The organism is Candidatus Avoscillospira sp. LCP25S3_F1 (assembly GCF_052117125.1).
GTDB lineage: Bacteria > Bacillota > Clostridia > Oscillospirales > Oscillospiraceae > Avoscillospira_A.
Genome location: NZ_JBQKJT010000021.1, coordinates 1 through 23,959, shown reverse-complemented (window position 1 = coordinate 23,959; position 23,959 = coordinate 1). Strand labels below are relative to the sequence as shown.

The window sequence follows — 23,959 nt, the reverse complement described above, 5'->3', positions numbered from 1 at the left end:
TGACAAGACCTTTTTTATTTTTAAAGGATGGGTACGCTGTATGGCGGTTTTTTCCGGTTTGTTCTATGGGCTTTTGGCCCTGTTTCTTCTGTATCTGCTGCTGTTGCGGTGCAAGCGGCGGCTGCGCCGTTGGCCCCTGCTGACCCAGTACCGCTATGCCCATCGGGGACTCCACGACGATGCGGCGAGCATTCCGGAAAATTCCCTGACGGCCTTTCGCCGGGCCGCCGAGCTGGGCTACGGCGCGGAACTGGACGTACATTTGACGCGGGACGGCCGTCTGGCCGTGATTCACGACAGCGACTTGACCCGGCTGTGCGGTGTGGCGCGGCAGGTGGAGGAGATGACGGCGGCGGAGCTGTCCGGCCTGCGGCTGCGGGGCACGGAGGAACCCATACCCTTTCTGGAACAGGTGCTGCCCCTGTTTGCAGGCCGTCAACCCCTGGTCATCGAAATGAAAGTTGCACGAAACAGCGTTCAGCTGGTGGATGCCCTGTGCGCGGCGTTGGAGGGTTACACCGGCGATTACTGTGTGGAGTGCTTCGACCCCTGGGCGCTGTACGTTCTGCGGCTGCGCCGTCCCGACTGCATCCGGGGCCAGTTGTCGAAGAAGTTTTCTGGCGACAAGAACGTTCACCCGCTCCTGGGCTTTCTGGCTGGGAATCTGCTGTTGAATTGGCTGTCCAAACCGGATTTCATCGCCTATCGTTATCGGGACCGCCGGAATCCCAGTCTGCGGCTGTGCCGGAAGCTGTACCGAGTCCAGGAGTTCAGTTGGACCATCACCGACGCACAGCAGCAGAAGCAGGCCGAAGACGACGGGGCAACCATCATTTTCGAGGGATTTCTCCCCCAATAAAGTATCGGTATCATTATGATTGATGATTGAATTATATGCGGATGCTCTGGTGTTAATCTACAAATAGACCTTATGTGGTAGGTGATTCTATGAAAATTCTTTACGGAACTACCAATCAAGCGAAGTTACAAGCTATGCGCAATGCTATTGAAGCTCTTGACATCAGCATTATTGGTTTAAATGATATAAACAGTAAAATTCCAAAAGTTAACGAATGTGGAAAAACGCCGTTGGAAAATGCCGAACTCAAAGCAAAAGCATACTATGAGACATTTAAAATACCTGTATTTTCTTGTGATAGCGGTCTTTACTTTGATGAGTTAAAAGATGAAGAACAACCAGGCGTGTATGTAAGAAGAATACATGGCAAAGAGTTGTCGGATGATGAAATGATTGCATACTATTCGTCTTTAGCTAAGCGATATGGCGGACAGATAATCGGTCAATATCGAAACGCCATATACTTCATATTGGATGAAAATCACTGCTATTGGAGTATGGATCAATCCATTGCTACAGAACCATTTATACTATCCGCAGTTCCACACCCTAAAAGAGTAGCTGGATTTCCTCTCGATTCTTTATCCATTGATATTGCAAGCGGCCAGTATTATTATAATCTCGATTTAAAAGATGTCAGTTCTTCCGTAGAGGATGGCATAAAAGCTTTTTTTAAAGAATCTTTATCGAATTTCAGCAATAAGTGATTCTTCTGAAAAGGGTACCCTTTTCCTATACTTGTTTCCAACTTTTACAAGGAATGGAAAGCCCTTAGAAAGTTTCCATCTATAAAAACAATAAAAGTTTTACTCGATTTTTGGAAAAAATCGAGTAAAACTTTTATTTTGTGGTTAACTATTATTTTTCAACAGGCCGTACTTGATATCCCACAGCTTCTGAGACAAGTCCACATAATAATTATGAGGATTGTCAAACCGCTTGACCTCGTCCCACAGGGTATCCACCTGCTGGAGACAATAGGTCCGGATATCGTCCAGAGCCGGTTTTTTGTAAACCAACTCGCCGTTCTTGAAAATGGGCACCTGCAATTCCCGCGCCGTGAAATTGGTGATCTCCTTGGCCTTCCAGGTGGCGTCGGGGTCGAAGAGCCGCAGGGGTTTCGATTCGTCCACCGTCTCGTCGTACACCGTCAGATAGTCGGCAATGGCCTTGCCTGTATCGTTGCCGAACAGACGGTAGACCTTTTTAAAGTGGGGATTGGTGATCTTGCCCACGTTCTCACTGATCTTGATTTTAGGAATCACATTGCCCGCTTCATCCTCCACGGCGGCCAGCTTATAGACGCCGCCGAACACCGGTTCACTGCGGGCGGTAATCAACCGTTCACCCACGCCGAACAGGTCGATTTTCGCCCCCTGGCGCAGCAAATCCTGAATCAAATACTCGTCGAGAGAGTTGGACACGGAGATTTTGCAGCTCTCCCATCCGGCCTCGTCCAGCATTTTCCGGGCCTTGCGGGTCAGGTAGGCCATATCGCCGGAGTCGAGACGGATGCCGCAGTCCCGGATGCCCAGGGGCTTCAGCACATCGTTAAACGCCCGGATGGCATCGGGAATACCGCTTTTCAGCGTATTATAGGTGTCCACCAGCAGCACGGCGTTATGGGGATACGTCTCACAATACGTCTTAAAGGCTTCATACTGGGTGTCGAACATCTGGACCCAGGCATGGGCCATGGTGCCGCCGGCGTGGACGCCGAACAGCTGATCGGACACGGTGCAGGCCGTGCCGTGGCAGCCGCCGATATAGGCGGCGCGGGCGCCCAGAATGGCGCCGTCGGCGCCCTGGGCCCGACGGGAGCCGAATTCCAGGACCGTCCGGCCCTCGGCGGCCCGGACCACCCGATTGGCCTTGGTGGCGATGAGGCTCTGGTGGTTGATGGCCAGCAGCAGGAACGTCTCAATGAGCTGGGCCTGGATGGCGGGAGCCCGCACCGTCAACAGCGGTTCCTTGGGGAACACCGGCGTCCCCTCGGGGACGGCATAGATATCGCCGGTAAACCGGAACTCCTTGAGATAGGAAAGAAATTCCTCGTCAAGCAGCCCTCGGCCCCGGAGATATTCGATATCCTCCTCGGTGAAATGGAGGTTCTGGATATAGTCGATGACCTGCTCCAGACCGGCGGCAATGGCAAAGCCGCCGTTATCGGGCACACTGCGGAAAAAGACGTCAAAATAGGTGATACGGTCCTTATAGCCGTATTTAAAGTAGCCGTTGCCCATGGTCAGCTCGTAGAAGTCACAGAGCATGGTCAGGTTGAGATTGTCCCGTTTCAGTGTCATGGCGCACCTCGTTCGTATTCCCCTGCGGGGGCGTTCTTGTTCTCTATTATACTGCATTACAGTGAATTTGCAACGATTTTCTATTGACAGTCAGATTAACACCGTACTTTACAGTCCCTGGTGTCTCTTGACAGGGCCCGGTCCGTTTCTTAGAATGAAAGAAAATACTGCATTGTGAGGAATGACCATGGACCGACAACAACTGGAGCAGCGGCTGGCGGCGCTGCCCCTGTTTCAATATGAATGGATCGCGCCGGAGGAGCTGACCTTTTCCGACCGCATCCGCCATGTGTGCGAAAGCGAATGTCCCATGTACAATACCACCTGGGCCTGTCCCCCGGCGGTGGGAACGGTGGAGGAATGCAAAGCACGCTGTCTCTCCTTTCCCCACGCCCTGATGATGACCTCTGTAGCCGAGGTCCAGGATACGGCCAACATGGCCGAGACCCTGGCCACCCGCGGTCCCCATGAAGCCCTGACCCATCAGGTGGAACAGCTGCTCCGCGACTGCGGCGCGACGGAAACCTACGTCCTGTCCACGGAAGCCTGCGCCATCTGTGAACAGTGCGCCTACCCCGACGGACCCTGCCGCCACCGGGATAAAATGTATCCCTGTGTGGAAAGCCACGGCATTGTGGTCACCGAGATTGCCGAACGGTACGGCATCGACTTCCTCACCGGCTGCGCCGTGGTGTGGTTCTCCCTGCTGTTCTATCGATAAGGAGGGTGTCGTATGAACGAAGCGTTTTTACAGAATTTGTTTCGCATTGCCGAAGCGCTGTCCCAGGCCGGTTGGGCCGAGGCCAACGCCGGCAACATCTCCATCCGGCTGCGGCGCGAGGAAGCTCCCACGGACCCGGCGCCAGGTCCATGGCAGCCGCTGGCCATCGCCATTCCGGCGCTGGCCGGGGAGCAGTTCCTGGTGACAGCCAAGGGCTGCCAGATCCGCAACATTCCCCACTTTCCCCGCCGGGACTGCGGCGTGCTGGAGCTCAACGGCGACGGCACCGCCTACCGGGTGGTGTGGGGGTTGGAACGCAGCGTCCCCACCAGTGAATTTTTTGCCCATCTGCTCTCCCATGCCGTCCGCAAGGAGCGCTCCGGCGGCACGGAACGGGTCATTCTCCACACCCACCCGGTGACGCTGGTGGCCCTGTGCCATGTGATGGAGCTGGATTCGGCCAAGCTGACGCGGCTCCTGTGGAGTATGCACCCGGAGGGCGTGGCCCTGTTCCCCGGCGGCATCGCCTATCTGCCCTTTGCCCTGCCGGGCAGCCGGGAAATCTCCGCCATGACCTGCGAGGCGTTCCAGAAGTTCTCCATGGTGCTGTGGGAATATCACGGCGTCTTTGCGTCGGGCCGCGATCTGGACCACGCCTTCGGCATGGTTCAGGCGGCGGAGAAGTGCGCCAACATCTACAAGACCGCCCGTGCGCTGGGCGGTGTGACCCGAACCCTCCGCGACGACGACATCGCCGCCATTGCGGGGTTTCTGGGTCTGACCCCCGCGCCGGGGATTCTGCATCTGTCGGGAGGAACCAACCATGCGCTTTGACGCCCAATGTATCGACTGCCTTGTACGCCGCCAGCGGAATCTGGCCGACGCGCAGGGCGAACCGGAAAAAAGCTACCTGTTTATGCGGGACGTGCTCCAGGCCATACTGGACGCGCCGGAGGGCGTAGCAGCCCCGTATCTCATTCCCAAATTTGACGAGGCGTTCCAGAAATACTGGCCCGGCACGGACCCCTATGCCGCGTTGAAACGGGCATCCAACGACTTTATGATGGCGCGGCTGCCCAAGCTGCGGGCCATGGTGGAAGCGTCGGCGGACCCGGTGCGGACGGCGCTTCAGCTGGCCCAGGTGGCCAACTACATCGACTACGGCGCGCTGTCGGAAAACGTAGACCCGGAAAAGCTGGACCGGATGCTGTTCTCCGCGCCGGACAATCCGGTGGAGGAAACGACCTACCGCCGGTTCCTCGCGGACCTGGAGGGGGCGCAGCGGCTGCTGTACATCGGCGACAACGCCGGAGAGATCGTGGCGGACCGGCTGCTGCTGGAAGCGCTGATGCAGCGGTTCCCCCATCTGTCCATCACCTACGGCGTCCGGGGCGGCCCGGCCCTCAACGATGTGACCCGGGAGGATGCCGCCGCCGTGGGTCTGGACCAATTGGTGCCCATTGTGGACAACGGCACCCGGATTCCCGGTACGGAACTGACGCACATCGGGCCGGAACTGCGGCAGGTGCTGGAAGAGGCCGACGTGATTTTGTCCAAGGGACAGGCCAACTTTGAAACGCTGGTCACCAGCGGCCGGAACGTCTATTATATTTTTCTCTGTAAATGCGTCCGGTTCACGCGGCTCTTTGATGTACCCATGCTGACAGGCATGTTCTGCCGGGAACGGGACCTGCACATTGAAACGCCTTTTTATTGAGTTGAAAAGCAGAACAATCCGATAAAAGTTTTACTCAATTCTTTTCAAAAAATTGCAGGGGTCCAGGGGCAGCGCCACCGGTCGCCCGTCGCAGCGGGCGAAACACCCGCGCCGCGCACGGCGCGAACTCCCCCCATGGTCCCAAAGCGCCATCCGCAAATGGCGCAATCCCCGCGGCGTATGCCGCAAGGCCGCCGTCCCCACCCCATCGCGGGTGGTGGACGGCGGCTTTCTATTGTGTCCCGTTGAGTGGTGGCACGGTGTGCGGACCGACGCTCCAGGGTGTGCGCTTTTCCTCCAACAAGCCCACTGCCGGTGGGCACTCCATACGCCCCGGCCCATTGGGCTTCGTGGGCCATTGCGCAAATTGGTTTCTGCTGCAATCACTTTTTTGTATTAGGTGCATAAAATAAATCGAATATTTTTTACAGCCTTGACAATTTGATGGATTTCCGGTATTATGTAGCGTGCTACCGAATATACGTAGCGTGCTACATAAAAAGGAGGCGGTTTCCCATAGAACCGGTTAGCCGTGATGCCCTGGGGCTGCAAATCAAGATCGTCGCCAAGCTGCTGAAACAGGCGGTGTCCGACAAGATCGCGTCTCTCGATTTGACCAGCTCCCAATCCTTTGTGCTGGGCTACCTGTGTTACCACGCGCAGCAGGGCGAGGCAGTCTATCCCCGGGACATTGAAAAGCACTTCGATTTCACCCACCCCACCGTATCGGGTCTGCTGCAACGGATGGAGGCCAAGGGCTTCGTCCGCATGGAGCCATCGGCAGAGGACCGGCGCTGCAAACGCATCGCCGTCACCGACCGTGCCATGCAGGTCAATCAGCAGGTTCTGGAACAGCTGGACGCCGCCGAACGGCTGATGATCCGCGATTTCTCCGCCGAGGAAGTCGATCAGCTCCACAACCTGTTCGCACGCATGATCCACAATCTCTCCCCTACCACTGACGAAGGAGGCATAAACCCTTGATTAAAAAACTCATGCGAAGCATCCGGGAATATAAAAAGGACACCATCCTTTCCCCGGTCTTCGTCACCTGCGAGGTCATTCTGGAGGTTTTGATCCCCTTTCTGATGGCAAAGCTCATCGACAACGGCATCACCCCCGGCAACATGGGCTATACCATCCGCATGGGCCTGGTGCTGGTCGTCTGCGCTGCCGCCTCCCTGGGCTTCGGCGCGTTGTCCGGTCTGGCCGCCTCCCGCGCCTCGGCCGGTTTCGCCAAGAACCTGCGCAAAGATATGTTCTACCATGTCCAGCACTTCTCCTTTACCAACATCGACCATTTCTCTACGTCCAGTATCGTCACCCGTCTGACCACCGACGTGACCAACATCCAGAACGCCTTTATGATGGTCATTCGTATCGCCGTCCGCGCCCCCATCATGCTGATTCTGTCCATGTTTATGGCGTTCCAGGTCAACAGTGAGCTGGCGCTGGTGTTCCTGTGCGTGGTGCCGATCCTCGCCATCGGCATTTACTTCATCATGACCCGCTCCTATCCCATCTTCCACCGGGTCTTTGAGACGTACGACAAGCTGAACAATGTGGTGGGCGAAAACCTCCACGGCATCCGCGTTGTCAAGTCCTTCGTCCGCGAGGAAAAGGAAAAGCAGAAATTCGGCGACGTGTCCCAGGCCATCTATAGCGACTTCTACCGCGCCGAACGCATCATGGCGTTTATCATGCCGCTGATGCAGCTGAGCATCTACACCTCCATGATCCTGCTGTCCTGGTTCGGCGGCAAGCTGGTCATCACCACGGCCATGACCACCGGCGAACTGATGACCATGTTCTCCTACGTCATCCAGATTCTGATGAGCCTGATGTTTGTGGCCATGATTGCCACCATGGTTTCCATCTCCAAGGCCAGCGCCGAGCGTGTGACGGAGCTGCTGGAGGAGCAGAGCGACCTCCACAACGGCTCCAACCCCGTCATGGCCGTTCCCGACGGCTCCATCGAGTTCCGGGACGTCAGCTTCAGCTATGCGGGCAAAGCCGACAAGCTGTGCCTCAGCGATGTGAACCTGTCCATCCGCTCCGGCGAGACCATCGGCGTCATCGGCGGCACCGGTTCCTCCAAGTCCACCCTGGTGCAGCTGATCCCCCGACTCTACGATGCCACCCTGGGCAGCGTCCTCGTCGGCGGCATTGACGTCCGCGACTACGACGTGGAGACGCTCCGTAACGAAGTGGCCATGGTGCTGCAAAAGAACACCCTGTTCTCCGGCTCCATCAAGGACAATCTCCGCTGGGGCAACCCCAACGCCACCGACGAGGAAATGCAGCACGCCTGCCATCTGAGCCGGGCCGATGAGTTCATCGCCACCTTCCCCAAGGGCTACGACACCCACATCGAGCAGGGCGGCGCCAACGTCTCCGGCGGTCAGCGCCAGCGTCTGTGTATCGCCCGGGCCCTTTTGAAGAAGCCCAAGATTCTGATTCTCGACGACTCCACCTCCGCCGTCGATACCCGCACCGACGCCATGATCCGCCAGGCCTTCCTGGAGGAGATTCCCGACACCACCAAGATCATCATTGCCCAGCGCGTTTCTTCTGTTCAGGACGCCGACCGCATCATCGTTCTGGACAACGGCCGCGTCAACGCCGTGGGTACCCACGAGGAACTGCTGGCCTCCAACCCCATCTACCGCGAAGTCTATGAATCCCAAGTGAAAGGAGACGACGACAATGCCCCCGCTGCCCAATAAATCCTCCGGCCACAAGCCCAAGCAGGTCAAAACCACCGCCAAGCGGCTCATGAACTACATTGTAGGCCAGTACCGGGTCCGCTTTATCCTGGTGGTCTGCTTCATCCTCATGAGCTCCATTGCCAACGTCTCATCGTCTCTGTTCCTGCAAACCCTGATCGACGACTACATCACCCCCATGCTGGGTACCAGCGCCCCCGATTTCACCCCCCTGCTGAAAATCCTCGTCACCATGGGCTCGGTGTATGCGCTGGGTGTTCTGTCGGCCTTTGCCTACACCCGCATGATGGCCCGCATCTCCCAGGGCGTCCTCAAGGACATCCGCGACGAGATGTTCAACCACATGCAGACGCTGCCCATCCGCTACTTCGACACCCACTCCCATGGCGACATCATGAGCCATTACACCAATGACACCGATACACTACGACAGATGATTACCCAGTCCATTCCCAACGTCATCTCCTCCGGCTCCATGATTATCGCCGTCTTCTTCTCCATGCTGAAGATGAGCGTCTGGCTGACCATCTTCGTTCTGGTGTTCCTGATTCTGATGATGAACGTCATGAAAGCCATGGCCGGCCGCTCCGCCAAATACTTCATTAACCAGCAGAGAGCCCTGGGCGACGTCAACGGCTACATTGAAGAAATGATCAACGGTCAGAAGGTTATCAAAGTCTTCTGCCATGAGGAAGCCACCAAAGAGGAATTTGACCGCAAAAACGATGAGCTCTGCGCCCACGCCACCCTCGCCAACGGCATTGCCAACATTATGATGCCCGTTATGATGAACCTGGGCAATTTGCAGTATGTGCTCATTGCCATCGTCGGCGGTGCACTGGCCATTGCCGGTGTGCCCAACCTGACCCTGACCGGCGTCGGCACCATGACCCTCGGTACCATTGCTTCGTTCCTGACCCTGTCCAAGAGCTTCACCCAGCCCGTCAGCCAGATTTCCCAGCAGATGAACTCCGTTATTATGGCTCTGGCCGGTGCGGAGCGTATCTTTGAGCTGATGGACGAGGAGCCGGAGCAGGACAACGGTTATGTTACGCTGGTCAACGCCAAGTACGACGAGAACGGCGAGTTGACGGAGACCAATGAGCGGACCCACCTGTGGGCCTGGAAACATCCTCACCATGACGGCACCCTCACCTATACGAAGCTGACCGGCGACGTGCGGTTCTTCGATGTGGACTTCGGCTACACGCCGGAAAAGACGGTGCTGCACAATGTGACGCTGTACGCCAAGCCCGGCCAGAAAATCGCCTTTGTCGGCGCGACGGGCGCAGGCAAAACCACCATCACCAACCTGATCAACCGGTTCTATGACATTGCAGACGGCAAGATCCGCTATGACGGCATCAACATCAACAAAATCAAAAAGCCCGATCTGCGCCGCTCCCTGGGCATCGTGCTCCAGGATGTAAACCTGTTCACCGGCACCATCATGGACAATATCCGATATGGCAAGCTGGACGCCACCGATGAAGAATGTATTGCGGCGGCAAAGCTGGCCAACGCCCACGATTTCATCACCCGTCTGCCGGACGGCTACAACACCATGGTCGAGGGCGACGGCGGACGGCTGTCCCAGGGCCAGCGGCAGTTGCTTTCCATTGCCCGTGCCGCCGTGGCCGATCCCCCGGTTATGATTCTTGATGAGGCCACATCCTCCATCGATACCAGAACGGAAGCCATTGTTCAGCGGGGTATGGACCAGCTGATGCAGGGCCGGACGGTGTTTGTCATCGCCCACCGGCTGAGTACCGTCAAGAACTCCGACGCCATTATGGTGCTGGAGCAGGGCCGTATCATCGAGCGCGGCTCCCACGACGAACTGATTGCTCAGAAGGGCAAGTATTACCAACTGTACACCGGCGCGTTCGAGCTGGAATAACCCAAAGTAAAAGTTTTACTCGATTTTTTTCAAAAAATCGCAGGGGTCCAGGGGACAGCGTCCCCGGTCGCCCGCCGCAGCGGGCGAAATCCCCGCGGCATATGCCGCAAGGCCGCCGTCCCCACCCCATCGCGGGTGGCGGACGGCGGCCTTTTTTGCAACATTTTCCCGTTCCGGGGCATCCTAGTAGTCATACAAAATTCACAAATCTGTCCTTGCCTTTTCCGGGCGGTATGGTATGGTATAGACAGAAGCGCTGCACACGCTGGAAAAGGAGGCCCCATGAAACATCACCAGAAGCTCCATCTGCACATCGGTCTGCGGATGTTCAAAACCGCCCTGGCCGTCACCATCGCGCTGGCCATTGCCCGGCTCTTCCAGTCCTACAGCCCCATCTTTGCGGGCCTGGGCGCCGTGGTCGCCATGGCCCGGACGCTGCGGGAATCATTGGATGCCGCCAAAACCCAGTTTGTCGGCGTCATCCTGGGCGGCCTGGTCAGTATGCTGCTGCTGGTGGTGGACCCCAACCCGTCGGTGCTGCTCATCGGCGGCGGCGTCCTGGTGGCCCTGGTCCTGTGCGGTATGTTCAAGCTCTATTATGCCGTGTCTCTGACGGCAATTATCGTGCTGTCCGTCTGTGTCAACACCGGCGGCGATCCGCCGCTGGTGGCCCTGGGCTTCCGGCTCATCGATACGTCCATCGGTCTGATCGTAGCCCTGGCCGTCAATATGCTGATCAAGCCCTACAACAACCGCCACCGGGTGACCAATCTCCTGCACAAACTGGCCGATGCCGTTCCCGGCTGTCTGGAACAGCGGTTTGTCCACGACCTGACGCCGGACCTGACGCCCCTGGTGACGGACCTGCGGGCGCTGGATGTGGAACTGGACATTTTCCGCCGTCAGCACTTCCGCCGCCGGGAGGCCCATGACCGGGATGTTTGTTTTCTGCGGGGCCTGCTCCAGCTGGCCGACCGCATGGAACAGGAGCTGTCGGCCCTGTGTACCCTGGACCTGCCGGGCATCCCCGACGCGGACAACCGCCGCCGTCTGGAAGCGCTGGGTCTGACGCTGCCGGACAATACCGGCCGCAAGAGCACGGAGGAAATCGATTTTGTCTGCAATTACCACCTGAAAACCGCCCTACAGGCCCGGGACTATCTGCTGGAACTGCTGGAACTGCCGCCGGACCGGGATTGAGGGCTTGTAAAAGCGCGCAGAATATCGTATACTAAGGAGAATGTTGGAAACAGCACTGCGGCGCGCTGCTGCGCTGCAAGTTTTTGTCAAAGGGGTACCGATTATGAGCAAACTGACCATCCCGCAGGGATACCGGCCCCCGCTGTCCGGCTATGAGATGCAGCGGGCCATCGAATTCATCAAGAGCACCTTTCAGCAGAATCTCTGCAACGCCCTGAATCTGCGCCGCGTGTCCGCGCCGCTGTTCGTGGAGGAAAATTCGGGCCTCAATGACAATTTGAACGGCGTGGAACGTCCCGTGGCCTTCGACATTCCCGACGTCCACGCCAACGCCCAGGTGGTCCACTCCCTGGCCAAGTGGAAGCGGCTGGCGCTGCTGCGCTACGGCTTCCGGGAGGGCAAGGGCCTCTATACCGACATGAACGCCATCCGCCGGGATGAAGAGGTGGACAACCTCCACTCCATCTATGTGGACCAGTGGGACTGGGAAAAGGTCATTACCGCCGAGGAACGGACCATCCCCTATTTGCAGTCCACAGTGCGGGCCATTGTGGCCGCCATCTGCGACACGGCCGACTCCCTGGGCGTGGCGTTCCCCAGCCTTCACACCACCATCCACCGGGAGGTGACCTTTATCACCACCCAGGAACTGGAGGACCGGTATCCGGACCTGACCAGCTCCGAACGGGAAAGCGCCTTCGTCAAAGACCATCCCACCACGTTCCTCATGCAGATCGGCGGCAAGCTGAAGTCCGGCAAACCCCACGACGGCCGCGCCCCCGACTATGACGACTGGCAGCTCAACGGCGACCTGCTGGTGTGGAACGACGTTCTGGGCCGGGCCTTTGAGTTGTCCAGCATGGGCATCCGCGTCAGCCCCGAATCCCTGGATCGTCAGCTGACGCTGGCCGGCTGCGACGACCGCCGGGAGCTGCCTTTCCACAAGATGCTGCTGGAGGGCAAGCTGCCCCTGACCATGGGCGGCGGCATCGGCCAGTCCCGTCTGTGCATGCAGCTCATCGGCACCTGTCACATCGGCGAGGTCCAGTGCAGCCTGTGGGACGAGAAAACCCGTAAGGGCTGCGAAGCCGCAGGTGTGACATTGCTGTAAAAAATTATTACGAAAGTAAGGGTATATACTATGGAACAGTTGATTTCTGTCCGTGAATTATTTAAAAACACGGAAGCCTATGCCGGTAAGACCGTCAGTGTCGGCGGCTGGGTCCGCTCCGTCCGGGCCTCCAAGGCCTTTGGCTTTATCGTCCTCAGCGACGGCACCTTCTTTCAGCCGGTGCAGGTGGTATACCACGACACCATGGAGAATTTTGCTGAGATCTCCAAGACCAATGTAGGTGCGGCCCTGATTGTCCGCGGCACCCTGACCCTGACCCCCGAGGCCAAACAGCCCTTTGAGATTCAGGCCGACGAGGTGGTTGTGGAGGGCGCTTCCACCCCCGACTATCCCCTGCAAAAGAAGCGTCACACCCTGGAGTATCTGCGGACCATCACCCATCTGCGGCCCCGGACCAACACCTTCCAGGCCGTGTTCCGCGTCCGCTCCCTGGTGGCCTACGCCATCCACAAGTTCTTCCAGGAGCGCGACTTTGTCTACGCCCACACCCCCCTCATCACCGGTTCCGACTGCGAAGGCGCAGGCGAAATGTTCCAGGTGACCACCCTGCCCCTGGACCGTCTCCCCGTCACGGAGGATGGTCAGGTGGACTACAAACAGGACTTCTTCGGCAAGCCCACCAATCTGACCGTGTCCGGCCAGCTCAACGGCGAGACCTTCGCTATGGCGTTCCGCAACATCTACACTTTCGGCCCCACGTTCCGGGCGGAAAACTCCAACACCACCCGCCACGCCGCCGAATTCTGGATGATTGAGCCGGAAATCGCCTTTGCCGATCTGGAAGACGACATGCGTCTGGCCGAGGACATGATCAAGTTCATCATCTCCTATGTGCTGGAGCATGCTCCGGAGGAAATGGCGTTCTTCAACCAGTTTATGGACAAGGGATTGCTGGAGCGGCTCAACCATGTGATGAACTCCGAGTTCGGCCACATCACCTACACCGACGCCATCAAGATTCTCGAGGAGCACAACAGCGAATTCGAGTACCCGGTCCACTGGGGCAGCGATTTGCAGACGGAGCATGAGCGGTATCTCACCGAGCAGGTGTTCCAGCGCCCCGTGTTCGTCACCGACTACCCCAAGGAGATCAAGGCGTTCTATATGAAGCTGAACCCCGACGGCAAGACCGTGGCCGCCATGGACTGCCTGGTGCCCGGCATCGGCGAGATCATCGGCGGCAGCCAGCGTGAGGACAACTACGACGTACTGCTGGAGCGGATGCACGAGCTGGGCCTGAAGGAAGATGACTACGGCTTCTACTTGGACCTCAGAAAGTACGGCTCCGCCCGTCACGCCGGTTTCGGTCTGGGCTTCGAGCGGATGATTATGTATATGACCGGCGTGAGCAATATCCGCGACGTGCTGCCCTTCCCCAGAACTGTGGGAACGTGTGAGCTCTAAGGCATCCATGGGGGCGCTGCCCCCATACCCCCGCGATTTTTTGAAAAAAATCGAGTAAAACTTTCAATATAAAAGTTTTTAGTCAATTTTTTTACAAAAAAATTGTGGGGTCCAGGGGCAAAGCCCCGGTCGCCCGCTGCAGCGGGCGAAACTCCCGCGCCGCGCACGGCGCGAAATCCCCCATCGTCCCAAACCGCCATCCGCAGATGGCGGAACCCCCGGCCGCAAGGCCATGGCCCCCGGGCCCGCCCTTGTGGGGCGGTGTCCGGGGGCCATCGTCATTTTCCCCCCAATGAAAGGAGCCAATTCCATGCCCACCCTTGCCGAAATCCAGGAATTTTTCAAGGCCGACCGGTTCGCCTCCGAGGTCACCGGCGTGACCATCGTAGACGCCGCCCCGGGCCGGTCCGTCTGCCAGCTGCGTTTGGAGCCCCGCCACTGCAATGCCGCCGGAACCCCCCAGGGCGGCGCCATCTTCACGCTGGGAGACCTGGCCTTTGCCGTGGCCGCCAACAGTTTCGCCGAGCGGGTCACCATCTCCCTCCAGCACGATATTACCTATTTTGCCCCGGCCCGGGGCAAAATCCTGACGGCTACGGCCTCCTGTGTCCGCTCCGGCCGCACCACCTGCCACTACACCGTCGATTTCACCGACGATGTGGGCACCCATGTGGCCGCCATGACCGTCAATGGCTTTATTACCGAAAAAAAGACAGAGAATTTCTTTCCAGGCCATTGACTTTAGCAGGTAAATGTGATAAAGTCAATCTAATAGCAAAACGCAATGATGAAGCAAAGTACCCCTTCGGAGGACCGTCCAGAGAGCTGCCGTCTGGTGCAAGGCAGCCGGGAGCCGTTGGGGGAATACCCTTCGGAGCGGCGGTGTCGAACAGTTTTTCAGGTCAGTAGACGCCGACGGGTCGCCCGTTACAGCGCAGGGGCCTGCGGGGCTCCATGAGGCCGTCATGAACGGTAAATTGAGGTGGTACCACGGGATTTTCTCGTCCTCTGCTCTTGCGGCAGAGGGCGTTTTTTGTTCTCTGCCGGAACAACACTGGTAAGGAGACGAAAACTTATGGTCATTACGGAATTTTTGGAGCGAAACGCACGGCTCTACGGCTCCGAGGTCTCTCTGGTGGAGATCAACCCCTCGGAAGAACGGGACAAGGCCGTCACCTGGCGGGATTTCAGCCTGATCGAAAGCGCCCGCCCCGACGCCCCCTACCGGCGGGAGATGACCTGGCGGGACTTTGACCGCAAGGCCAACCGCTTTGCCAATCTGCTGCTGAGCCGCGGCTTGCAGAAGGGTACAAAAGTCGGCATTCTGCTGATGAACTGCCTGGAATGGCTGCCCCTGTACTTCGGCATTCTGAAAGCCGGGTGCATTGCCGTTCCCATGAATTTCCGCTATTCCAGCGATGAAATCCAGTACTGTCTCGATCTGGCCGACGTGTCGGTGCTGGTCTTCGGTCCCGAGTTTGTCAGCCGCATGGACCCCATCATTGACAACATTCCCGGCGTCAAGCTGCTGTTCTATGTGGGCCGGGATGTGCCCCAGTACGCCGAGGACTGCTGCCGTCTGGTGACGTTCTGTTCCTCCAGCGCGCCCCCGGTGGCCCTGGACGAGACCGACGACGCGGCCATCTACTTTTCCTCCGGCACCACCGGCTTTCCCAAGGCCATTTTACATAAGCACAAAGCATTGGTGGCCGCCTGCCGCACGGAACAGGCCCACCACGGCCAGACCCGGGACGATGTGTTCCTCTGCATCCCGCCCCTGTACCACACCGGCGCAAAGATGCACTGGTTCGGCTCCCTCTACTCCGGCAGCAAAGCCGTACTCCTGCGGGGCGTCAAGCCCGAGTGGATTCTCCGGGCCGTCACCGAGGAAAAATGCACCATTGTCTGGCTGCTGGTCCCCTGGTGCCAGGATTTGCTGGAAGCTATCGAATCGGGCCGCATCGACCTGAACCACTACATGCTGGACCAGTGGCGGCTCATGCACATCGGCGCACAGCCGGTGCCGCCCAGCATGATTCACCGGTGGATGAAGCTGTTCCCCCATCACCAGTACGACACCAACTACGGCCTTTCGGAATCCATCGGCCCCGGCGCGGTCCATCTGGGCGTGGAGAACATCGACAAGGTGGGCGCCATCGGCAAGCCCGGCTTCGGCTGGGAGGCCCGCATCGTGGACGAACAGGGCAACGACGTCCCCGACGGCGAAGTGGGCGAACTGGCCCTCCGCGGCGATGGCGTCATGGTCTGCTACTACAAGAACCCGGAAGCCACGGCGGAAGTCCTCCACGACGGCTGGCTGTGGACCGGCGACATGGCCCGGAAGGACGAGGACGGCTTCTACTATCTGGTGGACCGGAAGAAGGACGTCATCATCTCCGGCGGTGAAAATCTCTATCCGGTGCAAATCGAGGATTTTCTCCGTCAAAACCCCAAAATTTCCGACGTGGCCGTCATCGGCCTGCCGGATCACCGCCTGGGCGAAATCGCCGCGGCCATCGTCCAGGTGGCCGACGGTCAGACCTGCACCGAAGACGAACTCAACGCCTTCTGCGCCGAGCTGCCCCGGTACAAACGGCCCAGACGCATCATCTTTGACAAGGTTCCCCGCAATCCCACCGGCAAAATTGAAAAGCCGGTGCTCCGGGAGCGATATTGCAGCAGCCGTCTCGTAGAGGAACAAACGACCCATTAAACGAAACGATTGCTTGATCGCTCTTGGAGGTACTATTTATGGATTTATTGATTAAAGTTGCCATGCTGGCCGTCTTCTTCGCCGTCATGATCTACATCGGCCTGTACTGCCGCCGCCACACCACCGACGTCAGCGGCTTCGTGCTCGGCGGCCGCTCCGTTGGCCCCTGGCTCACGGCTTTCGCCTACGGCACCAGCTACTTCTCCGCCGTGGTCTTCGTGGGCTACGCCGGACAGTTCGGCTGGAAATTCGGCGTGGCCGCCACCTGGGCGGGCATCGGCAACGCTCTTTTGGGCTCCCTGCTGGCCTGGGCCGTTCTTGGACGGCGGACCCGCATCATGACCCAGCATCTGGACAGCGCCACCATGCCCCAGTTCTTCGCCAATCGGTTCCACAGCCGAGGGCTGAAGCTGGCGGCGTCGGCCATCATCTTTCTGTTTCTGATTCCCTACACCGCGTCCCTCTACAACGGCCTGAGCCGTCTCTTTGGCATGGCCTTCCACATCGATTACTCCATCTGTGTCATCGCCATGGCCGTTCTCACCGGCGTCTACGTCATCGCCGGCGGCTACATGGCCACGGCCATCAACGATTTCATTCAGGGCATCATTATGCTGGTGGGCATTGTTGCCGTGGTGGCCGCCGTGCTCCAGACCCAGGGCGGTTTCCTGGAAGCGTTGGACGGCCTGGCCCGGGTCAGCGACCCGGCCACGTCGGAGACCCCCGGCATCTTCGCCTCCTTCTTCGGCCCCGACCCGGTGGGGCTCCTGGGCGTGGTGCTGCTGACGTCCCTGGGCACCTGGGGACTGCCCCAGATGGTTCAGAAGTTCTACGCCATTCAAAGTGAAAAGGCCATCGACAAGGGCATGATCATCTCCACACTGTTCGCCCTGGTGGTCTCCGGCGGCTGTTACTTCCTGGGCGGCTTCGGACGGCTCTTCTCCACGCCGGAGCTGGTGGCCCAGAACGGCTACGACTCCATCATCCCCACCATGCTGGAGGGTTTGCCCACCATCCTCATCGCCCTGGTGGTGATCCTGGTGCTGTCGGCCTCCATGTCCACCCTGTCCTCCCTGGTGCTCACGTCCAGCTCCACATTGACGCTGGATTTCATCAAGCCCATCTTCAAAAAGAACATGGGAGAAAAACAGCAGATTTTCCTCATTCGCCTGCTGATCGTGGTGTTCATCGCCATTTCCGTGGTGCTGGCCATTATCCAGTACCGCTCCAGCGTCACATTTATTGCCCAGCTCATGGGCGTCAGCTGGGGTGCGCTGGCCGGCGCGTTTTTGGCCCCGTTCCTCTACGGTCTCTACTGGAAGCGCACCACCAAGGCCGCCTGCGCCGTCAGCTTTGCCTTTTCCACAGTGGTCATGCTGGCCAACATCTTTTTCGGCAAAGCCTTCCCCACCCTGCTCCAATCGCCCATCAACGCCGGCGCGTTCTGTATGCTGGCGGGGCTTGTCATCGTCCCGGCGGTCAGTATGCTGACCCGGCCGCCCCTCCAACAGCACGTGGAACAGGTCTTCGCCTGCTACGAGCAAAAAGTGGTGGTCACCGCCAAGGACTCCATCGGAAACCCACGCGAAACTGTAAAGGAGGAACTGTAACCATGAAAACGCTGATGCTGGGCAACGAAGCCGTTGCCCGCGGCCTCTACGAGGCCGGATGCAGCTTCGTCTCCAGCTACCCCGGCACCCCCAGCACGGAGATCACCGAGGCCGCCGCCAAGTATCCGGAGATCTACGCCGAATGGGCCCCCAATGAGAAGGTGGCCATGGAATCGGCCTTCGGCGCGTCCCTGGCCGGTCACCGCAGCTTCTGCGGCATGAAGCATGTGGGCCTCAACGTGGCCGCCGACCCGCTGTTCACCATTTCCTACACCGGCGTCAACGCCGGTATGGTCATCGCCGTGGCCGACGACGCAGGCATGCACAGCTCCCAGAACGAGCAGGATTCCCGCCACTATGCCAAAGCGTCCAAGATTCCCATGCTGGAGCCTGCCGACTCCGCCGAGGGTCTGGCCTTTGCCAAGCTGGCCTATGAATTGTCGGAGCGGTTCGACACGCCGGTGCTGCTGAAGATGTGTACCCGCGTATCCCACTCCCAGAGCGTTGTGGAGACGTCCGACCGGGTGGAAGCCCCCGCAAAGCCCTACGAAAAGAACGGCGCCAAGTACATCATGATGCCCGGCAACGCCAAGCGCCGCCACCCGGTGGTGGAGCAGCGGACCGCCGATCTGACGGCCTGGGCCGAAACCGCCGAGATCAACCGGGTCGAAGAGGGAACCGATCACAAAATCGGCATCATCACCGGTTCCACCAGCTATCAATATGTGAAAGAGGTCTGCGGCGACACCTACCCGGTACTGAAACTGGGCATGATCTGGCCTCTGCCGGTCCAGAAGATCCTCGACTTCGCCGCGTCTGTCGAGCAGGTGCTGGTGGTGGAGGAGCTGGACGGCTTCCTCGAAGACCATTGCCGTAACATCGGCGTGGAAGTGGTGGGCAAGGAGCGCTTCTCCTGCATCGACGAGCTGAGCCAGAACATCGTGGCGGAAAAGCTGGGCCGGGCTCCCAAGGCAGGCCCCGTTCTCGACGAACCCATTCCGGCCCGTCCTCCGGTCATGTGCGCCGGATGTCCCCACCGGGGCCTGTTCTATACGCTGAAAAAGAACAAGCTGACGGTCATGGGCGACATCGGATGCTATACCCTGGGCGCGGTGGCCCCCCTGGCCGCCATGGACGCCACCATCTGCATGGGCGCGTCCGTCTCCGGTCTCCACGGCTTCTTAAAGTCCGGCGGCGACAGCAAAAACACCGTGGCTGTCATCGGCGATTCCACCTTTATGCACTCCGGCATGACGGGTCTGGTCAATGTGGCCTACAACGAATCCAATGCCACGGTCATCATTCTCGACAACTCCATCACCGGCATGACCGGCCACCAGCAGAACCCCACCACGGGCTTCAACCTCAAGGGCGACCCGGCCACCAAGATCGATCTGGAGACCCTGTGCCATGCCATCGGCATCCGCCGGGTCCGGGTGGTGGACCCCTACAACCTCAAGGAATGTGACGAAGCCGTTCGGGAGGAACTGGCCGCCGATGAGCCGTCGGTGATTATCTCCCGCCGTCCCTGCGCCCTGTTGAAGACCGTCAAGCACGGCAAACCCCTGTTTGTGGACGCCGACCAATGCAAGGAGTGCGGTATGTGCATGAAGATCGGCTGTCCCGCCATCAGCATGATCGGCGGCCCGGCCAAAATCGACAACACCCTGTGTACCGGCTGCGGCGTGTGCCAGCAGCTGTGCAAGTTTGACGCCCTGCAGCTGCCGAAGGAGGACTGAACATGGAAACGAAAAACATTATGATCGTCGGCGTGGGCGGTCAGGGCAGCCTCCTGGCCTCCAAGCTCCTGGGCCGGCTGCTGCTGACCCGGGGCCACGACATCAAGGTGTCGGAGGTCCACGGCATGAGCCAGCGGGGCGGCAGCGTCGTCACCTACGTCCGCTTCGGCGACAAGGTGTACTCCCCCATCATCGACAAGGGTCAGGCCGACTACATCGTGTCCTTTGAGCTGCTGGAAGCCGCCCGTTGGACCGAATACCTGAAACCCGGCGGCACCATCGTCACCAACACCCAGCAGATCAACCCCATGCCGGTCATCACCGGCGCGGCATCCTATCCGGAAAACCTGGTGGCCAAGATGGAAGCCAAGGGATTAAACGTGGACGCCATCGACGCATTAAAGCTGGCGGAGGAAGCGGGCAGCGCCAAGGCCGTCAATATTGTGCTCATGGGCCGTCTGTCCAAGTGCTTTGATATGCCCCTGGAGGATTGGATGACTGCCATTGAGCACAGTGTCCCCGAGAAATTCCTGGAACTGAACAAAAAGGCGTTCACCCTGGGCCGCAACGCCTAATCAACCGGAAAGAGAAAGGAACGAACCGCCCCCATGGAACGATATTATCAGCCCGAAATGGAATGTGCCAGCCGGGAAACCATGCTGGCATTGCAGAATGAGCGCCTGGTGAAGCAGGTGCGCCATGTCTGGGACAACGTCCCCTATTACCGCAAAAAGATGGAGGAGAAGGGCGTGACGCCCGACGACATTCAAAGCGTCGCCGACCTCCACAAGCTGCCTTTTCTCAGCAAGGACGATCTGCGCGACGCCTACCCCTACGGCCTGTTGGCCAAACCGCTGAAGGACTGCGTCCGCATCCAGTCCACCTCCGGCACCACCGGCAAGCGGGTGGTGGCCTTCTACACCCAGCCCGACATCGACCTGTGGGAGGACTGCTGCGCCCGGGCCATCGTGGCCGCCGGCGGCACCGACGAGGACGTGTGCCAGGTGTGCTACGGCTACGGCCTGTTCACCGGCGGCCCCGGCCTCAACGGCGGCAGCCATAAAGTCGGCTGCCTGACGCTGCCCATGTCCTCCGGCAACACGGACCGGCAGCTGCAATTTATGGTGGATTTGCAGTCCACGATTCTCTGCTGTACCCCCTCCTATGCGGCCTATCTGGCCGAATCCATCCACGAGCGGGGCCTGCGGGACCAGATCAAGCTGAAAGCCGGTATTTTCGGCGCGGAAGCCTGGAGCGAGGAAATGCGCCGGGACATTGAAAAGCAGCTGGGCATCAAGGCCTACGATATCTACGGTCTGACGGAGACCTCCGGCCCCGGCGTGGCCTTTGAGTGCAGCGAACAGACGGGTATGCACATCAACGAGGACCACTTTATTGCCGAGATCATCGACCCCAACACCGGCGAGGTCCTGCCCGAGGGCACCAAGGGCGAACTGGTGTTCACCTCCATCACCAAGGAGGCGTTTCCGCTGCTGCGCTACCGGACCCGTGACATCTGCGTGCTGACAAGAGAACAGTGCTCCTGCGGCAGAACGCTGGTAAAGATGAGCAAGCCCATGGGCCGCAGCGACGATATGCTCATCGTCAAGGGCGTCAACGTGTTCCCGTCCCAGATCGAAGCCGTCCTCATCGAGCAGGGCTATCAGGCCAACTACCAGATCATTGTGGACCGGGTCAACAACTCCGACACCCTGGACGTACTGGTGGAGATGACGCCGGAGAACTTCTCCGACTCCCTGGGCAAGATCACCGAGATGGAAAAATCCCTGGTGGCGGCCCTCAAGGCCATGCTGGGCATCTACGCCCGGGTGAAGCTGGTGGCCCCCAAGACCATCGCCCGCAGCGAGGGCAAGGCCGTCCGCATCATCGACAAGCGCAAGATTTAAGGAGGTTGTCCCATGTCCATCCATCAGATCTCCGTATTCCTGGAAAACCGTGTGGGCCAGCTGGCCCAGATCACAAAGATTCTGGCCGATCACCGCATCGACCTGCGGGCCCTGTCCATTGCAGAGACCACCGACTACGGCATCCTCCGCATCATCGTGGACCAGACCCAAACGGCCACGGACATTCTCCTGGAGCAGGGGTTCATTTTGTCCAAGACGCCGGTGCTGGTGATTTCCGTTCCCGACGCCCCCGGCGGTCTGGCCAAGGTGCTGGCCCTGCTGGCCGAGGGCCAACTGGACATCGAATATATGTATTCCCTGTTCACCAACCAGAACGGCAACGCCTATATGGTGTTCCGCGTCTCCGACGAGGCCAAGTTCACTGCCCTGCTGCAATCCCACAACATCGCCATTGCCACCAGCGACGAGCTGGGCATCCACTGAATTTCCAAGAAAGAGGTACCATATCATGCAACCACTCAGCCGTAAGTGCGATCTGTTCACCGACTCCGTCATCCGCCGCATGACGCGTATTTCCCTGGATTGCGGCGCCATCAACCTGGCCCAGGGCTTCCCCGACTTTGATCCCCCCAAGGCCATGCTGGACCGTCTGGCCGAGGTGGCCTACCAGGGGCCCCACCAGTACCCCATCACCATGGGCGCCCCCAATTTCCGCGCCGCATTGGCCCGGAAGTGCGGCCGGTTCATGGGCCGCACCCTGAACCCCGACACGGAAATGGTCGTCACCATCGGCTCCACCGAGGCCATGGTGGATACGCTGTTTGCCCTGACCAACCCCGGCGACAAAGTCGTTATGTTCTCCCCCTACTTTGAAAACTACCGGGCCCAGGCCATCTTCGCCGACTGCGAACCGGTCTTCGTGCCCCTGACGCCTCCCGCATTCAACTTCGACGCCAATGTGCTGGAGGACGCCTTCAAGCAGGGAGCCAAGGCCATCATCATCTGCAACCCCTCCAACCCCAGCGGCAAGGTGTTCACCGAGGCAGAACTGAAGCAGATTGCAGAACTGTGCATCAAGTACGACGTCTACGCCATCATGGACGAGGTCTACGAGCACATTGTTTACGAGGGCCACAAGCACACCTATATGAACTCCATCCCCGGCATGTGGGAGCGCACCGTGTCCTGCTCCTCCCTCTCCAAGACCTACTCCATCACCGGCTGGCGTCTGGGCTACGCCATCGCCCCCAAGGAGATCATGGACAAGATCAAGCAGTACCACGACTTCAACGCCGTGGGCGCGGCCTCTCCCCTGATGGAAGCCGCCATTGTGGGTCTGGATATGCCCGACAGCTACTATGAGGAGTTCGGCGCCCACTACGCCCACATGAAAAAGCTGTTCACTGAGGGCCTGGACCGCATCGGCATCCCCTACACGGACCCCCAGGGCGCGTATTTCGTCCTGGCCGATATCGGTCCCTTTATGAAGCCCGGCCAGTCCGACGTGGAATTCTGCGAGCAGATGGCCCGGAAGGTCGGCGTTGCCGCCGTACCCGGTACCTCCTTCTTCAAGGAGAACGTCAACAATATCGTCCGGCTGCACTTTGCCAAGGTGGACGAGACCCTCAACGAGGCGCTGGAGCGTCTGTCCAAAATCCGCGAGAAAATGGGCTAACCCGCACCAAATCGATAAAAGTTTTACTCGATTTTTTTCAAAAAATCGCGGAGTCCAGAGGCAGCGCCTCTGGTCGCCCGCCGCAGCGGGCGAAATCCCCGCTGGCCGCAGCCAGCAAAACACCCGCGCCGCGCACGGCGCAAAATCCCCCATCGTCCCAAAGCGCCATCCGCAGATGGCGCAATCCACGCGGCGTATGCCGCAAGGCCGCCGTCACCACCCCATCGCGGGTGGCGGACGGCGGCCTTTTGTCCGCAGCAGCATTTTTCCACCGGAGCAGCCGCAGATGTCAAGAGTAAATGCGAAAAAATGATAAAAAATGATAAATGATATCATTAACTGTTATATGAGAGTGGCAATACATTCTTGGAAGCGCATTTCAGCAGTTTTCC

The 23,959-nt window shown here is 59.0% G+C and carries 20 protein-coding genes and 1 other annotated feature; of the genes, 19 read left to right on the top strand and 1 reads right to left on the bottom strand.

The annotated features are described in order from the left end of the window. Positions 1 to 40: 40 nt before the first annotated feature. Both ACTQ33_RS14650 and ACTQ33_RS14645 read left to right on the top strand, forming a co-directional pair. Positions 41 to 859 (top strand): glycerophosphodiester phosphodiesterase family protein, encoded by an 819-nt coding sequence (locus ACTQ33_RS14650; protein ID WP_441465280.1) that lies wholly within the window; start codon positions 41 to 43, stop codon positions 857 to 859. An 89-nt stretch (positions 860 to 948) separates the two neighbouring features. Then, on the top strand, positions 949 to 1,566 hold the full coding sequence (locus ACTQ33_RS14645; protein ID WP_441465279.1) for a non-canonical purine NTP pyrophosphatase: 618 nt from the start codon (positions 949 to 951) through the stop codon (positions 1,564 to 1,566). Positions 1,567 to 1,710: 144 nt separating this feature from the next. On the opposite strand, the gene ACTQ33_RS14640 is transcribed toward ACTQ33_RS14645, so the two are convergent. Further along, complete coding sequence (locus ACTQ33_RS14640) at positions 1,711 to 3,162, bottom strand: nicotinate phosphoribosyltransferase (protein WP_441465278.1); 1,452 nt, start codon at positions 3,160 to 3,162, stop codon at positions 1,711 to 1,713. A 187-nt stretch (positions 3,163 to 3,349) separates the two neighbouring features. On the opposite strand from ACTQ33_RS14640, the gene ACTQ33_RS14635 reads away from it, so the two are divergent. The 17 genes from ACTQ33_RS14635 to ACTQ33_RS14555 all read left to right on the top strand — a co-directional run bounded on the left by ACTQ33_RS14635 (position 3,350) and on the right by ACTQ33_RS14555 (position 23,567). Beyond that, positions 3,350 to 3,883 carry a DUF2284 domain-containing protein gene (locus tag ACTQ33_RS14635; protein ID WP_441465277.1) on the top strand — a complete coding sequence of 178 codons (534 nt, stop codon included), beginning with the start codon at positions 3,350 to 3,352 and terminating at the stop codon, positions 3,881 to 3,883. Between the two features lie 12 nt (positions 3,884 to 3,895). Then, on the top strand, positions 3,896 to 4,717 hold the full coding sequence (gene rhaD, locus ACTQ33_RS14630; RefSeq protein ID WP_441465276.1) for a rhamnulose-1-phosphate aldolase: 822 nt from the start codon (positions 3,896 to 3,898) through the stop codon (positions 4,715 to 4,717). Continuing rightward, positions 4,707 to 5,600 (top strand): damage-control phosphatase ARMT1 family protein, encoded by an 894-nt coding sequence (locus ACTQ33_RS14625; RefSeq protein WP_441465275.1) that lies wholly within the window; start codon positions 4,707 to 4,709, stop codon positions 5,598 to 5,600. Before rhaD ends, ACTQ33_RS14625 begins: the two co-directional genes overlap by 11 nt. 444 nt (positions 5,601 to 6,044) lie before the next feature. Then, complete coding sequence (locus ACTQ33_RS14620; protein WP_441465274.1) at positions 6,045 to 6,584, top strand: MarR family winged helix-turn-helix transcriptional regulator; 540 nt, start codon at positions 6,045 to 6,047, stop codon at positions 6,582 to 6,584. Beyond that, a complete protein-coding gene (locus ACTQ33_RS14615) occupies positions 6,581 to 8,326 on the top strand; it encodes an ABC transporter ATP-binding protein (protein ID WP_441465273.1) in 1,746 nt (581 codons plus the stop codon). Before ACTQ33_RS14620 ends, ACTQ33_RS14615 begins: the two co-directional genes overlap by 4 nt. Continuing rightward, positions 8,307 to 10,226, top strand: coding sequence for an ABC transporter ATP-binding protein (locus tag ACTQ33_RS14610; RefSeq protein ID WP_441465272.1), 1,920 nt, complete (start codon positions 8,307 to 8,309; stop codon positions 10,224 to 10,226). Before ACTQ33_RS14615 ends, ACTQ33_RS14610 begins: the two co-directional genes overlap by 20 nt. A gap of 282 nt (positions 10,227 to 10,508) precedes the next feature. Then, positions 10,509 to 11,426: an FUSC family protein gene (locus ACTQ33_RS14605; protein WP_441465271.1), complete on the top strand. Its 918-nt coding sequence runs from the start codon at positions 10,509 to 10,511 to the stop codon at positions 11,424 to 11,426. A gap of 103 nt (positions 11,427 to 11,529) precedes the next feature. Continuing rightward, positions 11,530 to 12,537: an aspartate--ammonia ligase gene (gene asnA / locus ACTQ33_RS14600; RefSeq protein ID WP_441465270.1), complete on the top strand. Its 1,008-nt coding sequence runs from the start codon at positions 11,530 to 11,532 to the stop codon at positions 12,535 to 12,537. Positions 12,538 to 12,567: 30 nt separating this feature from the next. Continuing rightward, on the top strand, positions 12,568 to 13,962 hold the full coding sequence (gene asnS / locus ACTQ33_RS14595) for an asparagine--tRNA ligase (RefSeq protein WP_441465269.1): 1,395 nt from the start codon (positions 12,568 to 12,570) through the stop codon (positions 13,960 to 13,962). 310 nt (positions 13,963 to 14,272) lie between these two features. After that, a complete protein-coding gene (locus tag ACTQ33_RS14590; RefSeq protein WP_441465268.1) occupies positions 14,273 to 14,701 on the top strand; it encodes a PaaI family thioesterase in 429 nt (142 codons plus the stop codon). 36 nt (positions 14,702 to 14,737) lie between these two features. Then, positions 14,738 to 14,974, top strand: a binding site (T-box leader). 63 nt (positions 14,975 to 15,037) lie between these two features. Further along, entirely contained in the window at positions 15,038 to 16,675 is a 1,638-nt protein-coding gene (locus tag ACTQ33_RS14585) for an AMP-binding protein (RefSeq protein ID WP_441465267.1), read from the top strand. A gap of 38 nt (positions 16,676 to 16,713) precedes the next feature. Continuing rightward, entirely contained in the window at positions 16,714 to 18,285 is a 1,572-nt protein-coding gene (locus ACTQ33_RS14580) for a sodium:solute symporter family protein (protein WP_441465266.1), read from the top strand. A 2-nt stretch (positions 18,286 to 18,287) separates the two neighbouring features. Beyond that, entirely contained in the window at positions 18,288 to 20,024 is a 1,737-nt protein-coding gene (iorA, locus tag ACTQ33_RS14575) for an indolepyruvate ferredoxin oxidoreductase subunit alpha (protein ID WP_441465265.1), read from the top strand. Between the two features lie 2 nt (positions 20,025 to 20,026). Further along, entirely contained in the window at positions 20,027 to 20,599 is a 573-nt protein-coding gene (locus ACTQ33_RS14570) for an indolepyruvate oxidoreductase subunit beta (protein ID WP_441465264.1), read from the top strand. 33 nt (positions 20,600 to 20,632) lie between these two features. Next, the gene (locus ACTQ33_RS14565; RefSeq protein ID WP_441465263.1) at positions 20,633 to 21,931 is read left to right on the top strand and encodes a phenylacetate--CoA ligase family protein; all 1,299 of its coding nucleotides are present in this window, start codon (positions 20,633 to 20,635) and stop codon (positions 21,929 to 21,931) included. Positions 21,932 to 21,943: 12 nt separating this feature from the next. Next, positions 21,944 to 22,375: an ACT domain-containing protein gene (locus tag ACTQ33_RS14560; RefSeq protein ID WP_441465262.1), complete on the top strand. Its 432-nt coding sequence runs from the start codon at positions 21,944 to 21,946 to the stop codon at positions 22,373 to 22,375. 25 nt (positions 22,376 to 22,400) lie between these two features. After that, positions 22,401 to 23,567, top strand: coding sequence for a pyridoxal phosphate-dependent aminotransferase (locus ACTQ33_RS14555; RefSeq protein WP_441465261.1), 1,167 nt, complete (start codon positions 22,401 to 22,403; stop codon positions 23,565 to 23,567). Positions 23,568 to 23,959: the final 392 nt, after the last annotated feature.